The sequence below is a fragment of the Pseudomonas sp. HN2 genome (assembly GCF_020736465.1).
Classification (GTDB): domain Bacteria; phylum Pseudomonadota; class Gammaproteobacteria; order Pseudomonadales; family Pseudomonadaceae; genus Aquipseudomonas; species Aquipseudomonas moraviensis_A.
Genome location: NZ_CP085885.1, coordinates 837,456 through 851,613 on the forward strand (window position 1 = coordinate 837,456; position 14,158 = coordinate 851,613).

Here is a 14,158-nt window from a genome sequence, read left to right on the forward strand (position 1 = left end):
TCCCCAGCGCTGACTAGTATGCAAGCTTGATCCAACGGCAGAAAAAGGACACACGCATGCGACGCTGGAACGGCTGGGGAGAGGCAGGCACGGTGGTCGAACTGCCGGCCCAGGGCGCGACGTTTCTCCACGAACGCTTGGGCGCTGGCCGGGCGCTGCCCGATGCGACGTTGGCAGCGGCGTTGGCGCGAGTGCCGACCTCGCGCCTGGTGCCGCATCGCTTGTACAGCGTCGACACTCACGATCGCCTGCAGCACGCGCGCGGCCAGAGCCTGCCGGACTGGCTGGCGTTGCGCGAAGGCACGCTGGGCACTTATCCCGATGCCGTGGCATTTCCGGAAACCGCTGAGCAGATCCGCCAATTGCTGGCGCTCGCCCATGATCAGGATCTGTGCCTGATTCCCTACGGCGGCGGCACGTCGGTGGCCGGGCACATCAATCCACCGAACTCCACGCGCCCGGTACTGACGGTGTCGCTGGCGCGGATGAATCGTCTGACCGACCTCGACGAACACAGCCTGCTGGCGACATTCGGCCCCGGCGCCAGCGGGCCGCAAGTGGAAAGCCAATTGCGCGCGCGCGGCTACACGCTGGGGCATTTTCCGCAGTCGTGGGAGCTGTCGACGCTGGGCGGTTGGGTGGCCAGTCGTTCCAGCGGCCAGCAGTCGTTGCGCTACGGGCGGATCGAGCAATTGTTCGCTGGCGGCACCCTGGAAACGTTCGCCGGGCCTCTGCAGATTCCGACGTTCCCGGCGTCGGCCGCCGGCCCGGATCTGCGGGAAATGGTGCTCGGTTGCGAAGGCCGTTTCGGGATCATTTCCGAGGTCAAAGTGCGGGTCAGCGCGTTGCCGGCGGACGAGCGTTTCTACGGCGTGTTTTTGCCCGATTGGCCGCAGGCGCTGCGAGCGATCCGGCAACTGGCGCAGGCGCGGGTACCGCTGTCGATGCTGCGCCTGTCCAACGCGGTGGAAACCGAAACGCAACTGGCGCTGGCCGGCCATCCGCAACAGATCGCCTGGCTGGAGAAGTACCTCAAGCTGCGCGGCGCCGGCGACGGCAAATGCCTGCTGACTTTCGGCGTCACCGGCAATCGCCAGCAGAACGCACTGTCACTGAAACACGCGCGCCAACATCTGAAAGCCTTCGGCGGCGTGTTTACCGGCACGCTGCTGGGCAAGAAGTGGGCGCAGAACCGCTTCCGCTTTCCCTACTTGCGCGAGAACCTGTGGAACGCCGGTTACGTGGTCGACACCCTTGAAACCGCCACCGACTGGAGCAACGTCGATCACTTGCTCGCCCTCATCGAAAACAGCCTGCGCGACGCCTTGGCCGCCGAGGGCGAACGCGTGCATGTGTTCACCCATCTCTCGCACGTCTACGGCGAGGGCTCAAGCATCTACACCACCTATGTGTTTCGCCCGGCGGCGGACTATGCCGCAACGCTGGCGCGATGGCGGGCGCTCAAACACGCGGCCAGCCAGACCATCGTCGACCACCACGGCACCATCAGTCATCAGCACGGCGTCGGCAAGGATCACGCGCCCTATCTGCTACGGGAAAAAGGCCCGCTGGCGATGCAGACCTTGCAGGCGCTGAGCGAACATTTCGACCCGGAAGGGCGCCTCAATCCCGGCACGCTGTTGCCAGAGTCGCGGCCATGACTGCGAACTGGAACGCGCAATGGCGCGAGCAGATGCTGCCGACGCTGGCGGATCAAACCTGGGACCTGATCGTCATCGGCGGCGGCATCAGCGGCGCCGGAATTGTCCGCGAAGCGGCGCGCCGGGGGTGGCGTTGTCTGCTGCTGGAGCAGCGGGATTTTGCCTGGGGTACGTCCAGCCGATCGTCGAAAATGGTCCACGGCGGTTTGCGTTACATCGCCAAGGGCCAGTGGCGCCTGACCCGCGATTCGGTGCGCGAGCGCCAGCGCTTGCTTGACGAAGCGCCGGGGCTGGTCGAGCCGATGAGTTTCATGATGCCGCACTATCGCGGCGGCTTTCCCGGGCCGCGTGTCATGGGCGGCTTGCTCTCGGTGTACGACGCGCTGGCGGGGCGGCGCAACCATGCTTTTCATGACGCCCAGCAACTGCGTTTTCTCGCGCCGGGGGTGAAGGAAAACGGTTTGCTCGGCGGCAGCTGTTTTGTCGATGCACTGACCGATGACGCGCGGCTGGTGATGCGCGTATTGCGCGAGGCCCGGGCCGATGGCGCGGTGATAATCAATGCTGTGCGGGTCACGCAACTGCTGCGTGAAGGCGGGCGCGTGTGCGGGGTTCAGGTTGAGGATTGCGAGGGCGGCACGACGCTGCAACTGCGCTCCGGTGTGTTGGCCGTGGCTACGGGCGCGTGGGCTGAGCGCTTGCGTCCCGCTGAAGCTGTGAAGCAATTGCGACCGTTGCGCGGTAGTCATCTGTTGCTGCCGGGCTGGCGCTTGCCGGTGGCGCAGGCGTTCACTTTTCTGCATCAGCGCGATCGGCGTCCGGTGTTTGTTTTTCCCTGGGAAGGCGCGACAGTGGTCGGCACCACGGACCTCGATCACCGCGACGATCTCGACCAGAGCGCGCACATTTCCAGCGAAGAGCTCGACTACCTGCTCGCCGCGTGCCAGCAGCAATTTCCCGGCGCCGAAGTAGGCGTCGACGACGTGCTCTCGACCTGGTCAGGCGTGCGTCCAGTAGTGGGCAGCGCGGCGGGTGCGCATCAAGACAAACCATCGAACGAAACCCGCGAACATGTGCTGTGGCAGGAGCCCGGTTGCGTGACATTGGCCGGTGGCAAACTGACCACATTTCGACCGCAAGCGATCGAAGTGCTCAAGGCTTGTGCGGCGATGCTTGGGCGTTCTTTTGTCGACGACGGTGCGCCGGTGTTCGCCGCTGTGCCGCCGCTGACGATTGCGGGACTGAGCGGCAATCAATGGCGACGCTTGGCCGGGCGTCACGGTCGAGACCTGCCGAGGCTGGCGCAGTTGCTCGGCGAACTCGGTCTGGAAACGGTTGGTGCCACCGACACGTTGTGGGCAGAACTGGCGTTTGCCTGCGAGGCGGAAATGGTCGTGCATCTGGATGATCTGTTGCTGCGCCGCACCCGTTTGGGCCTGTTGCTGCCGCGCGGTGGCGAGGATTATTTGCCGGCGATCCGCACGCTGTGCCAGCCACGATTGGCTTGGAACGATGAGCGCTGGCAAGCGGAAATCCAGCGCTACCGCTTTCTGTGGCTGCGCGATCACGGCTTGCCGGAGATCACGCCATGAAATACCTATTGGCCATCGACAACGGCACCCAGAGCGTGCGTGCGTTGCTCTTCGATCTGCAGGGCAATCTGCTCGGCAAAGGCAAAGTCGACTTGCAAGCGTACTACTCGACGCAACCCGGTTGGGCCGAGCAGGACCCGGAATATTACTGGGCGAAACTCGGCGAGGCCTGTCAGCAACTCTGGCAGCAGACCGGCATCGACCGTGCGCAGATTGCCGGCGTGTCCCTGACCACTCAGCGCGGCACCGTGATCAATGTCGACGCCGAGGGCAAACCGCTGCGCCCGGCAATTGTCTGGCTCGATCAACGTCAGACTGAAGTCGAGGGCGGCATCAAAGGGCCGTGGGGCTGGCTGTTCAAATTGGTCGGCGCCAAGGCAACGGTGAATTATTTTCGCGCCCAGGCCGAGGCCAACTGGATCGCCCGGCATCAACCCGAGGTGTGGGCGGCGACTGACAAATATTTACTGCTTTCAGGCTTCCTCACCCATCGCTTGTGCGGGCGCTTCGTCGATTCGGTGGGCTGCTGCGTCGGCTATCTGCCCTTCGACTTCAAACGGCTGAAATGGGCGGCCCCGCGTGACTGGAAATGGCAGGCACTGGCGGTGCGCCCCGAGCAGTTGCCGACCCTGCACAAACCCGGCGAAACCCTCGGCTACATCACCGCCGAAGCCGCTCGCCATACAGGTATTCCCGAAGGCCTGCCGCTGATTGCCGCTGGCGCGGACAAGGCCTGCGAAGTGATCGGCTCCGGCGTGGTCGATGCGAGCACCGTGTGCCTGTCCTACGGCACCACCGCGACCATCACCAGCACCCGCTCACGCTACCTGGAAATCGTCCCGCTGATCCCGCCCTATCCCTCGGCCGTGCCCGATCAGTACAACTGCGAAGTGATGATCTATCGCGGCTACTGGATGGTCAGCTGGTTCAAGAATCAGTTTGGCCTGCGCGAGATGCAACAGGCGAAAGCGCAGGGCATCGAACCGGAGCAACTGTTCGACGCACTGGTCGACGAAGTGCCGCCGGGCTCGATGGGCCTGATGCTGCAACCCTACTGGTCACCGGGGATTCGCGAACCGGGCGTGGAAGCCAAAGGCGCGATGATCGGCTTCGGCGACGTGCACACCCGCGCGCACATCTACCGCGCGATCCTCGAAGGCCTGGCCTACGCGCTACGCCAAGGCATGGAGAACATCGAGCGACGCTCAAAGGTCTCGATCAAACGCCTGCGCGTCGCCGGCGGCGGCTCGCAAAGTGACGCCGCCATGCAACTGACCGCCAACATCTTCGGCCTGCCGGCCGAGCGTCCGCATGTGTATGAAGCGTCCGGGTTGGGGGCGGCGATTTGTTGTGCGGTGGGGTTGGGATTGCACAAAGATTTTTCCACGGCCATTGCCGCGATGACTCGGGTGGGGGCGGTTTTCAACCCACAACCCGAGGCGCACAAGATTTACCAGCAACTGTACAAAGACGTTTACCTGCGCATGTACCGCCAACTTAAACCGCTGTACCAAAGCATCCGCAAAATCACCGGGTATCCCGCGTAAAAAGCACACCACAAATCCCCTGTAGGAGTGAGCCTGCTCGCGATAGCGGTGTTTCAGTCAGCCTGCCTTTTACTGACCCACCGCTATCGCGAGCAGGCTCACTCCTACAAGGGCATCCCGGTGTATTTGAGATGGCACTGCCGTTCGGCGGGCCTCACTTCAATCAGACCTGAATATGCTAGCCTGCAATCAATGATTTCATTGATTGCAGGAGGACGACATGGCTAGCATCACTATTCGAAACCTTGACGAGACGCTCAAGGAGCAGCTGCGCATTACCGCTGCACACAATGGACATTCCATGGAAGAAGAAGCTCGGCTGATTCTGGGCCGAGCGCTCACCAAGGTTGATCGTGCCGGAGGGCTCGGCAGTCGGATTCACCAGCGTTTCAGCGCCGAGGGCGGAGTCGACCTCGAGCTGCCTGCGCGTGCAGAGAAACCGGTCGGTGTGGACTTCTCTGAATGATAGTGCTCGATACCAACGTTCTATCCGAATTCATGCGCATCGAACCCGAGGCTCAAGTGCTGGCTTGGGTGGATGCGCAACCGGCCATGGACCTGGCCATCAGCGCGATCACTGTGGCGGAGATACTGCACGGCATCGCTCGATTACCTTCCGGCAAGCGCAAACAAAAACTCCAGGCCCACGCGTTGGCAATGTTCGAAGAGGATTTTGCCGGGCGGATTTTGCCATTCGATGCGCACGCGGCCGTCGAGTACGCGACGCTGGTCGCCGATGCAGAGGCGGAGGGGCGGGGGATTGCAATGGCCGATGCGCAAATCGCAGCGATCTGCCGAGGCCACGGAGCTGCGATTGCTACACGTAATGTTCGGGATTTCGAGTTTTCCGGGATTGAAGTGATCAATCCGTGGCAGGTCTGAAAATCTGCTCTGTCATTTAAACCGCATTCGCGAGCAGGCTCGCTCCCACAGGGATTATGCGACGGGATCAAAATCCAGCGTGGCACACAAATCCAATGTGGGAGCGAGCCTGCTCGCGAATGCGGAGTGTCAGGCAACGGTGATTTGATTGATCCACCGCAATCGCGAGCAGGCTCACTCCTACACGGTTTCCGAGGTGTTCACAGATTTTGTGTTCGACCTTGGACCTGTAGGAGTGAGCCTGCTCGCGATTCGTTGTCAGCCTCAGCGCAAAACCAAAATCAAACGCGGAAGTGGCTGACCATCTGCTGCAACTGACCACCCAACCGCGCCAGTTCAACACTCGACGCTGCCGTCTCGTCACTCGCCGCGGCGGTCTGCTCGGACACGTCGCGGACGTTGATGATGCTGCGGCTGATCTCTTCAGCCACGGCGCTTTGCTGTTCGGCAGCGGCGGCGATCTGCTGGTTCATCGACTGGATGTTCGACACCGTGCGGGTGATGTTTTCCAGCGAGGCGCCGGCCTTGCGCGTCAGGGCGACGCTGCTGTCGGTCAGCGCGCGGCTGTTGTTCATTACCGCCGAGACTTGCTGGGTGCCGTTCTGCAGACCGGCGACCAGGCCTTCGATTTCCTCGGTGGATTTCTGTGTGCGCTGGGCCAGGCCACGCACCTCATCGGCGACCACGGCAAAACCGCGCCCGGCTTCACCGGCACGCGCGGCTTCGATCGCGGCGTTGAGCGCGAGCAGGTTGGTCTGTTCGGCGACAGCCTTGATCACGTCCATGACGCTGCCGATCTTGTCGCTTTCCTGCTGCAGCACGCTCATCGCTTCGGTCGAACGCACCACTTCGCTGGCCAGACGCTCGATCTGCGCGATGGCCTCATTCACCACCTTGTCGCCTTCACGGGCTTCACCGTCCGCAGCGGCAGCGGCTTGCGACGCTTCCTCGGCATTGCGCGCAACTTCCTGCACGGTGGCAGTCATTTCGTGCATGGCGGTGGCGACTTGATCGGTCTCGACCTTCTGGCTGTTCACACCGGCGCTGGTCTGCTCGGTTACAGCCGACAACTCTTCAGCGGCGCTGGCAATCTGGGTGACGCCGTCGCGGATGCCGCTGATCAAGTCACGCAGGGTCACGCCCATGCGCGCGATGCCTTGCTGCAACACGCCGAGTTCGTCGCGACGGGTGACGGTGACGTTCTGGGTAAGGTCGCCGCTGGCGATGCGCTCGACCACGGCCAGGGTTTCCTGCAACGGACGGGTGATCTGACGGGTGATGATTACGGCAGCAATCACGCCAACCAACAGCGCCAGCAAGGTGCTGATCAACTGGAAGGTGCGCGCCTGGGCGCTTTCAGCGTCACGGCGATCAAGCTGAATCTGATACAGCTGCTCGCTCAGGGCGACGATGGTCGTGCCTTGATCGGTCATTTCCTTGCGCGCCTGCACGGCATCGGTGTTGGCGTTCTTGTAGGCCATCAACGCGCTGCGATAGCTGGCCAGCGCAGTTTCCAGTTGGCGCAGCGCATCCTGCTGAGTCGCGGCAAATTGCGTATTCAGCGGCTTTAGGCTGGCGATGGCTGCGTCGATCTGGCCGACGGCTTTCTGCTCGGTCTCGGCGTTGCTGGTCGCGGTGTAACCACGCACTTCATAACGCGCGAGGATGAACGCTTCCTTCGCCGCAGTAACAGCCTGGAACTGCTCGAAACGCTGATCGCTCAACTCCATCTGCTGCACGCGCTGGCTGATCGATTCGATCAGGTTGTACGCGGTCTGAGCGTTGACGCTCATGGTGTCGCGGGCGCTGTTGCCGGTGCGATAGGCGTTGCGCATTTTGTTCAGCGAGGTCTGGTATTCAGCGATAGTCGCGGCCTGCTGCTTGAGCAGCGCGACGTTCTCCGGGCTCTTGAATTTGCTGATCAGCGCCTGCTGCTGCGCGGCGAAACTTTCCAGAGTGGTCTGCACATTCTGCGCGGCGGTTTCGTCGCCGTTGGTCAGCATGTACTGCAGGCGCACCACGCGCAGTTTGGTCAGGCCGGCGTTGAGCTGGGTGATGTCGCTCATCCAGTTGCTGCGGTCGATCAGGCCGCCGAGGCTGGTCCAGCCGGTCAGCGCCAGAATGCAGGTCAGGGCCAGCACGAGGCCGAAGCCCAGGCCGAGTTTCATGTTCACGCTGATGTTACCGAACCAGCTATTCATGCAAATCCTCCAGAAACATTGGGTTTCTTGGTCGTCAGTTAAGCTGGAAGATTGTTGTTCTTTTGAGCCAGCAGGGGTGTTAGCAGGTCTGTATCGGCCGCAAACCCGAGAGCTGAAAGGATTTTTGTCTGACAGGTTTCGCGCAACTCAACCGAGGCGCCGCGACCACCGCTGATCCGGCGCCTCGAACCCCGGATTGACCAGCGCCGTCAGCACATGATCCTGCCAACGCCCGGCGATGTTCAGATACGCCTTCGCATACCCCTCACGCTCAAAACCCAAACGCTCAAGCAAACGCGCACTGCGCTCATTGCCCGGAATGTAATTGGCCATGATCCGATGCAGATTCTGCACATCGAACATATAACCAATCCCCGCCTCCAGCCCCTCCTGCATCAAACCCTGCCCCTGATGCGCCTCATCGATGTGATAACCCAAATAACACGCCTGAAACGCCCCACGAATAATCCCGCTGAAATTGCACGCCCCGATCATCTGCTGACCGTCCGCCGACAGCAGCGCGAAATGCATCGCCAATCCGGCCTCGAAGGCGCTGGCCTGAATCTCGAGGCGACGGTGGATGTTGGCGGTGGAGAAGTAATCGGTGGTGCGGATGGGGGACCAGCGCGCCAGGTGACGCTGGTTGCGCTGATAGAACACGCTTTCGAGCTCGGCCTGATCGGGGGAGAGGATCGCCAGCGTCAGGCGCGGGCAGGGCAGGGATAACAGCGGCATCGAGCGCTCCTTGGCGAGGGATCTGCAGGCAGAGTCGCGCATATGGTGGGGAGCGGCAAGATATGGAGAAGCCGAGGCGAAAAAAAGCCCGCTAGGAGCGCGGGCGAACCGTAGTTTCTTGAATGAGCGAGTGGACTTTACAGGCTGTCCCGGCTGGGCGCAGTGAAGAAAAATTCATGTCGCTTCTGCCAACCGGGTTGGTGTCCCGCCAGTCGATCTTCAGCGCACGATGAAAATATCAGCGCCCATACAGCACCGTGTTCATCAACGCATTGACCTGATTTGGCATCGTGTGGATGAACCAGTCGAAAGCAAGACCCGAGGTAAGCAGATACGCGAGAACCAGCAGGATAGGCATGAAGATGATGTTTTTGCGCAGATTGGCGTACTTGCGGGTTTTTCTGGAAAGCCAAGGTTCGTGAGTACCGTTGTTATTGGCATGTGCACCCGCAACGATGAAGTAGGTTGAAAAAAGCATCATCCGAAGGCTGGTATAGATAAACAGCAGTACGCCTATCAGGTGTAGCAAGAACCAGTGCATGTCCAGCAAGACGAAATATTTTTTTATTCCCGTCAGGCCCTGCTCATTGATGATCTGCTGGCTGTACTGAAAGTTTTGCGGCGCCAGGGTGGGCATAAAAGCTTCGTCGGTGACATACGTCGCGGCCACGCAAAATGCCAAGCAAAACAACAGCGCAACGACCCACTTAATGCCCGCGAAGAAGCCCCGGTAAAGGCTATGCAAGGTGCCGCCAGCCCATAGTGAAATGGTGAATAGCGTGATCCAGGAAAGCAGGTTGAGTATCTCGGCCCGGAAAAACACATAAATCAGTCCGGCAATCACCATCATCATGAAGATGACTGGAGTCATATCCTGACTTGTGCTGGCGGCGTTCACGCCCGGCGGTGGATTGACCACCGTGTTGAAGGTCAGGTTTACCGAATGGCCCGGCTGATCGGCGGATTGTGGGGAATCGCCTTTCAGTACCCGATCCAGAATGGCTCCCAGAATCAGGCCGAGGATAGTGAAGAACGCCGATATGTAGATATCGACTTCCTTGGATTGGATCGTTTCGATGAAGCTCATGGTTTATTGCCTTCCTTGTGCAGGTTGAGTTTCCACATGCGAACCGGTTTTCTCTGCGAGGCTTCCAGCCAGCCGCGGAATGGTAAGGGGATGGCTGTGGTTTTGCTATCACACAAGCGCACTCGTCTTACAGCCAAACTGGTTTCGTTAAATTGGAGATGAGCCAAAGCGGTGCCGCAGCCCCCAGCGTCCTCTTAGTACGCTTCGAACATTCACAGCCACCGGCAGGCTTGAGAATGTGAAGGAAATGGGCGGCCATTCGACTAACCCAGATGCGACAAAGCCCGCACTGGGCGGGCTTTGTCGTTGAGAGTTGGTGGGCCGGGGTAATCTGAATCTGGCTTTTATCATATTGATTTTTATGATTAAGATTCGTTTTGATTTTTAGTTGGAATACCAACTGGAATACCTTGCGAAATTGCACGCCACTTGGCCGCGCGCTTGTATTCGGCTGACAACTGTTCACATCCGCTTTGTCTAGCGTGCTTCGTATCCGAGTTGAGCGGTGAACTGAGTAAAGCTGCCGGGGGCGACAGGCAGAAATTGATCCAATATAGCGGTCATGACTCAACTTTTGTTGATCTTAGGCTCTCTATTTCGACCGGTTTACCTGACGCCATGAAGTAGGCTCGACATTGTGCTACCAGATTCCATAACAAGGGATACTGCCCTGCAACGTGTGACACCCGGAGGCAGGTTGGCTTACGGGTGTCTGGCTATAGCAACGCTTATCGCAACTCGACAAGGGCTTTATCTGCTGAATAGTTCCTTGTGCAAGGTCACGAACGCTTGAACAGTCATCGGTGGCTGTCCCGTAACTTTGCCAATAATGGAATCCTCACCCTCGAACACGCCGTGCTGGTAGTCCTTGGCAACTTCCAGCAGATGCTGAATGAGGAAAGGCTGTAGGCCGTCGCTCTGCAACTCCTGGCGGTACTGATCCAGTGTTATCGCCACGTACTTGATCTCACGACCCAATACTCTGCCGACTTCGTCAGCTACGGCCTGCTGGTTCAGTTCAACCGGACCGTGCAGCGGGTACGTCCTGCCCTTGTGGGATTGCGGGTTTTCCAAGATGGCAGCGATCAGTCGAGCCTGATCCTCTGCTGCGATCGGGGCGTGACGACCTGAACCAAACGGCAGGCGAATCTCGCCGTGTTCAACAATATGTTTGCGCCAGTGCGGGTAGATCAGCCACTGTGCAAAGTAAGTCGGTCGCAAGTGCGTCATATCCAGGCCCGACCAGTCAAACACTCGCTCGGCAGTGTAGTGATTAAGGGCCGCGTGACTCTTGGCCACGCGACGTGCGGAAATTTGAGACATGTTTACAACTGACTCTACCCCGGCTTCTTTAGCAGCGAGAGCGAAGTGGGCAGTCGCTTCAATCAAGCCAGGTGCGATTGGATAAACGAAATAAGCTCGCTTGATGCCTTCAAGCGCTGCTCGAACCGTGTTCAAGTCCAGCAGGTCCGCGACCACAACTTCGGCGCCCAATTGGCGCAGTTTGGCCGCTCGATCATCGTTCGTGCGGACGAGCGCACGTACCGCGTGTTTTTTCTGGCGCAGTATTTCAACGGTTCTCCGGCCGGTAAAACCACTGGCGCCGGTAACGAGTATGGTGGGGCTTGTCATCGATCTTCTCTCTCTTTGGTTTTCGACTGCATAATGGCCATGGTTCGTATGATGGCTGTAATATAGTTATATGATGACTATCATCTTTGTCAACGGGTTCTTTAGCTCTAGAGAATTCAGAACGTAAGTTTTAGAGGGGGTAGGCAGCGTAGGCGGGGACGGGAGGGACGTCAGCAATCTGACGAGAGGGCTGGCAACCACCGGAATGAGTACACCGCACGCCTAACGAGGGTCCGGAGACAAAGTCGGCGGGTTGAAGGATCATTTTCAGGATGACGGCTTGGATTCAAATGCCTGCATGCCCAGCTTCACTGCAGGTCGGGCCTCTATCAACGCTAGCCAGCGTGCCATGCGGGGCAACTTCTCCCAATGAATTTGGTCGCGCACCGATCTTGCAAAAGTAAACGCAGAAATATCGGCCATTGAAAAGGCATCGCCCGCTATGTACCCGCCCTCGAGAAATGCCTCTGCCGTCATCAGATGTTCCAACGCTCGTCGGCTTAATGGTGCAGATGCATCTTGCTGCCCTATCTGGCGGAGAAAAAAAGCAGCGTGGCTTGGGGCGATAACATCCGTGACGAAGAAATAAAACCGGTCATAGACCCGGTACCGTTGAGCACTCGGCCCTCTGGGCGACAGCCGACCAGGGGCGTGTTCGTCAGCATACTGAATAATGGCATTTGACTGATTGATTACAAGGGGAGGTGAGACGCTGTGATTTACAAATGTCGGAGCCTTACCTAACGGGTTAAGCGACAGATATTCTGGGGCACGCTGATCGCCAGAGAGAAGGTCAAGGCACCTCGGGGTAAATTCTATGCCCGCTTCAGCCAAGGCGATTGCAGCTCGCACGCTGTTCCCCGTTGATGCGCCATAAAGCTCCCGTACCTCAGACATAAAGTTCTAACCTCGTAAAATTGGTTACGCGAATGCGTCCACGAAGGACGATGTATGACTGTTTCAGCAATTTTGCTGACCTCTTAGGATCTCGTCGGCGCTGAGCACAGCCTCAGTGCCTCAATTTGTACTTGACTGGTGTGTATTTACACATATGATGGTCGTCATGAAAAGCCCCCATGGCGCCGACCTTTGTCATTGCCTCGCCGCCAGACGCCACGCGCGTCTGCTGACCCGCCTCTACGATCGGCATCTGTCTGCTGCGAAACTCACTGTCTCGCAGTTTTCGACTCTTGCGTTGATCAATGAGCACCCCGGGATCCTGATCGCCGAATTGGCTGAGGTAATGGTCATGGAGCGAACTACGTTGGTTCGGGCACTGAAGCCACTGCAGAACGAAGGTTATGTCGCTAGCCATGCCGAAGGACCGCGTTCTGCCATCAGGCTCTCGCTGTCTGCGCAAGGACGAGCGAAGTTGGAGGAGGCCGAGCCCTATTGGAAAGCTGCGCAGCGTGAGCGTGAGGATCAAATCGGCGGGGTCGCAGCAGTTCTGATTCGTAACTCACTTCTTCAGCAGGCCGGTGGCAAATAAATTTTTTTGCGTGTTTTGTGTGTAATTACACATATGATTTTTACCCCGAAATGAGGAAGTACTCATGAAAGCTTTTCCAAGAATTTCGTCCCAGAACGTTGTCGATCCAGCGGACCGAATCAGCGCGATCGACTTCGTGAACAGGCTCAATTGGTGGTTCGAGACTTGGGATGTGGAGGCAATGGTCGATGCCTTTCTACCGGACGCCGTCGCGTACCACTTCCATGGCACCATTCGTGGTCACGATGAGATTCGCCAGTTCTTCAAGAAGGACTATCCGTATCTGATTCCTGGGGTCAGCCGACACGCTACCAATCACATTGTCGATGTCGATGAAGACGGTGTGGTGGTGCGCTATCAGAATTTGCTTGTGCGCTACGCCACCCCAGAGTCGGCAGCGATGCTGGGAGATGGCCAAGCCATCGATAGCCCCGGTGATTTGCCTGCTATCTGGCTCTACTCGCCAATGATGGATCGCTTGCGTCGAACTGAACACGGCTGGAAAGTCTTCGAGCGGTTCATAGGTGGTTCAACTATCAACACGAGGCTCAACCCACCGACCACTGATCCTGCTCAACTTGCCAAGTACATGCCCCAACTAAAGCAAGCGTAAGACCTGCCATCGTCGAGTAGAAAATGATGGGGGTGTCGTTCCACACATATTCGGAATAGCGAAGCCCTTGCTGACAGTAAAGTCAGTCTTCATCCTTTGAGCGGCGCTTAGCAGCCCGCTCTTTTTTTGTGGGAGTGACAGGCCAGGCATTAATGACCGATTGTAGAAACTGCTCAGACAGTTCAGGGCTATCCAGCGCTCTGGCAATGAGCATCGCCCCCGTGATCGATGACAGGACGCGTAGTGACTCTTGGTACTTCTCTTCACGATTTTCGCCTTCGACCAACGCCATCAGGGTATCGATCAAATGCTCGACGCCTCTGGTGAAGGAGCTGCTGACCGTGCCACCGGTACGCGCGACATCCGCACCCAATGCAGGAATGGGACAACCCTCGGTCCAGTTATCCAGATGCGCTTGTGTCAGGTACGTCTTGACGAGCTCGGGAATAGATTTGGCATTTTGCCAATCCTGAATATTTGATTCAAATGTACGGCTGACCGCTTCTGACGCGAGCTGTTCCTTGCCGCCCGGAAAATGTCCGTAGAACCCGCCATGGGTCAGGCCAACTGAGCGCGAGAGCTCGCCGATACCAATTCCGTCGATGCCTTTTTCCCGATACAGCCGTGACGCTGCAGTAAGGATGGCTTCTTTGTTGGCTGCGGCCTGGTCTTTCGTCACTTTCATGAAATTGCTCCTGTGGCCAGGTTGGCATCGCCTG

General features: G+C 58.7%; 13 protein-coding genes and 1 pseudogene. 7 read left to right on the forward strand and 7 right to left on the reverse strand.

What is annotated here, in order from left to right; all coding sequences use genetic code 11:
- Positions 1 to 56 precede the first annotated feature (56 nt).
- From LIS66_RS03530 to LIS66_RS03550, 5 genes are all read left to right on the forward strand, one after another.
- Entirely contained in the window at positions 57 to 1,661 is a 1,605-nt protein-coding gene (locus LIS66_RS03530; protein WP_227973639.1) for an FAD-binding oxidoreductase, read from the forward strand.
- Entirely contained in the window at positions 1,658 to 3,253 is a 1,596-nt protein-coding gene (locus LIS66_RS03535) for a glycerol-3-phosphate dehydrogenase/oxidase (protein ID WP_042608824.1), read from the forward strand. Before LIS66_RS03530 ends, LIS66_RS03535 begins: the two co-directional genes overlap by 4 nt.
- Positions 3,250 to 4,800, forward strand: a complete 1,551-nt coding sequence (locus tag LIS66_RS03540; protein ID WP_227973640.1) for an FGGY-family carbohydrate kinase — start codon at positions 3,250 to 3,252, stop codon at positions 4,798 to 4,800. Before LIS66_RS03535 ends, LIS66_RS03540 begins: the two co-directional genes overlap by 4 nt.
- Positions 4,801 to 5,020: 220 nt before the next feature.
- Entirely contained in the window at positions 5,021 to 5,266 is a 246-nt protein-coding gene (locus LIS66_RS03545) for a FitA-like ribbon-helix-helix domain-containing protein (protein WP_064364524.1), read from the forward strand.
- Positions 5,263 to 5,682: a type II toxin-antitoxin system VapC family toxin gene (locus LIS66_RS03550; protein WP_116657737.1), complete on the forward strand. Its 420-nt coding sequence runs from the start codon at positions 5,263 to 5,265 to the stop codon at positions 5,680 to 5,682. Before LIS66_RS03545 ends, LIS66_RS03550 begins: the two co-directional genes overlap by 4 nt.
- 281 nt (positions 5,683 to 5,963) lie before the next feature.
- On the opposite strand, the gene LIS66_RS27875 is transcribed toward LIS66_RS03550, so the two are convergent.
- The 6 genes and pseudogenes from LIS66_RS27875 to LIS66_RS03575 all read right to left on the reverse strand — a co-directional run bounded on the left by LIS66_RS27875 (position 5,964) and on the right by LIS66_RS03575 (position 12,234).
- Entirely contained in the window at positions 5,964 to 6,827 is an 864-nt protein-coding gene (locus tag LIS66_RS27875; protein WP_370593494.1) for a methyl-accepting chemotaxis protein, read from the reverse strand.
- A gap of 42 nt (positions 6,828 to 6,869) precedes the next feature.
- Positions 6,870 to 7,883 (reverse strand): annotated as a pseudogene (locus LIS66_RS27880) (methyl-accepting chemotaxis protein); the annotation flags it as partial.
- Positions 7,884 to 8,030: 147 nt separating this feature from the next.
- Positions 8,031 to 8,618 carry a GNAT family N-acetyltransferase gene (locus LIS66_RS03560; protein ID WP_227973642.1) on the reverse strand — a complete coding sequence of 196 codons (588 nt, stop codon included), beginning with the start codon at positions 8,616 to 8,618 and terminating at the stop codon, positions 8,031 to 8,033.
- Between the two features lie 238 nt (positions 8,619 to 8,856).
- Positions 8,857 to 9,705: a hypothetical protein gene (locus LIS66_RS03565; protein WP_227973643.1), complete on the reverse strand. Its 849-nt coding sequence runs from the start codon at positions 9,703 to 9,705 to the stop codon at positions 8,857 to 8,859.
- A 750-nt stretch (positions 9,706 to 10,455) separates the two neighbouring features.
- Entirely contained in the window at positions 10,456 to 11,337 is an 882-nt protein-coding gene (locus tag LIS66_RS03570; protein ID WP_223025739.1) for an NmrA family NAD(P)-binding protein, read from the reverse strand.
- 267 nt (positions 11,338 to 11,604) lie between these two features.
- Complete coding sequence (locus LIS66_RS03575; protein ID WP_223025738.1) at positions 11,605 to 12,234, reverse strand: glutathione S-transferase family protein; 630 nt, start codon at positions 12,232 to 12,234, stop codon at positions 11,605 to 11,607.
- Between the two features lie 166 nt (positions 12,235 to 12,400).
- On the opposite strand from LIS66_RS03575, the gene LIS66_RS03580 reads away from it, so the two are divergent.
- Both LIS66_RS03580 and LIS66_RS03585 read left to right on the forward strand, forming a co-directional pair.
- Positions 12,401 to 12,826, forward strand: coding sequence for a MarR family winged helix-turn-helix transcriptional regulator (locus LIS66_RS03580; RefSeq protein WP_227973644.1), 426 nt, complete (start codon positions 12,401 to 12,403; stop codon positions 12,824 to 12,826).
- Between the two features lie 64 nt (positions 12,827 to 12,890).
- Positions 12,891 to 13,439 (forward strand): nuclear transport factor 2 family protein, encoded by a 549-nt coding sequence (locus LIS66_RS03585; RefSeq protein ID WP_227973645.1) that lies wholly within the window; start codon positions 12,891 to 12,893, stop codon positions 13,437 to 13,439.
- A gap of 82 nt (positions 13,440 to 13,521) precedes the next feature.
- Here LIS66_RS03585 and LIS66_RS03590 read toward each other — a convergent pair whose 3' ends face one another.
- Entirely contained in the window at positions 13,522 to 14,124 is a 603-nt protein-coding gene (locus LIS66_RS03590; protein ID WP_227973646.1) for a TetR/AcrR family transcriptional regulator, read from the reverse strand.
- Positions 14,125 to 14,158: the final 34 nt, after the last annotated feature.

Bases quoted from the DNA above. Each gene is read 5' to 3' on its own strand.
- LIS66_RS03590 (WP_227973646.1), bottom strand. From the start codon at position 14,124: ATGAAAGTGACGAAAGACCAGGCCGCAGCCAACAAAGAAGCCATCCTT.
- LIS66_RS03565 (WP_227973643.1), bottom strand. From the start codon at position 9,705: ATGAGCTTCATCGAAACGATCCAATCCAAGGAAGTCGATATCTACATA.
- LIS66_RS03570 (WP_223025739.1), bottom strand. From the start codon at position 11,337: ATGACAAGCCCCACCATACTCGTTACCGGCGCCAGTGGTTTTACCGGC.
- LIS66_RS03535 (WP_042608824.1), top strand. From the start codon at position 1,658: ATGACTGCGAACTGGAACGCGCAATGGCGCGAGCAGATGCTGCCGACG.
- LIS66_RS03540 (WP_227973640.1), top strand. From the start codon at position 3,250: ATGAAATACCTATTGGCCATCGACAACGGCACCCAGAGCGTGCGTGCG.
- LIS66_RS03560 (WP_227973642.1), bottom strand. From the start codon at position 8,618: ATGCCGCTGTTATCCCTGCCCTGCCCGCGCCTGACGCTGGCGATCCTC.
- LIS66_RS03545 (WP_064364524.1), top strand. From the start codon at position 5,021: ATGGCTAGCATCACTATTCGAAACCTTGACGAGACGCTCAAGGAGCAG.
- LIS66_RS03575 (WP_223025738.1), bottom strand. From the start codon at position 12,234: ATGTCTGAGGTACGGGAGCTTTATGGCGCATCAACGGGGAACAGCGTG.
- LIS66_RS27875 (WP_370593494.1), bottom strand. From the start codon at position 6,827: ATGGGCGTGACCCTGCGTGACTTGATCAGCGGCATCCGCGACGGCGTC.
- LIS66_RS03585 (WP_227973645.1), top strand. From the start codon at position 12,891: ATGAAAGCTTTTCCAAGAATTTCGTCCCAGAACGTTGTCGATCCAGCG.
- LIS66_RS03530 (WP_227973639.1), top strand. From the start codon at position 57: ATGCGACGCTGGAACGGCTGGGGAGAGGCAGGCACGGTGGTCGAACTG.
- LIS66_RS03550 (WP_116657737.1), top strand. From the start codon at position 5,263: ATGATAGTGCTCGATACCAACGTTCTATCCGAATTCATGCGCATCGAA.
- LIS66_RS03580 (WP_227973644.1), top strand. From the start codon at position 12,401: ATGAAAAGCCCCCATGGCGCCGACCTTTGTCATTGCCTCGCCGCCAGA.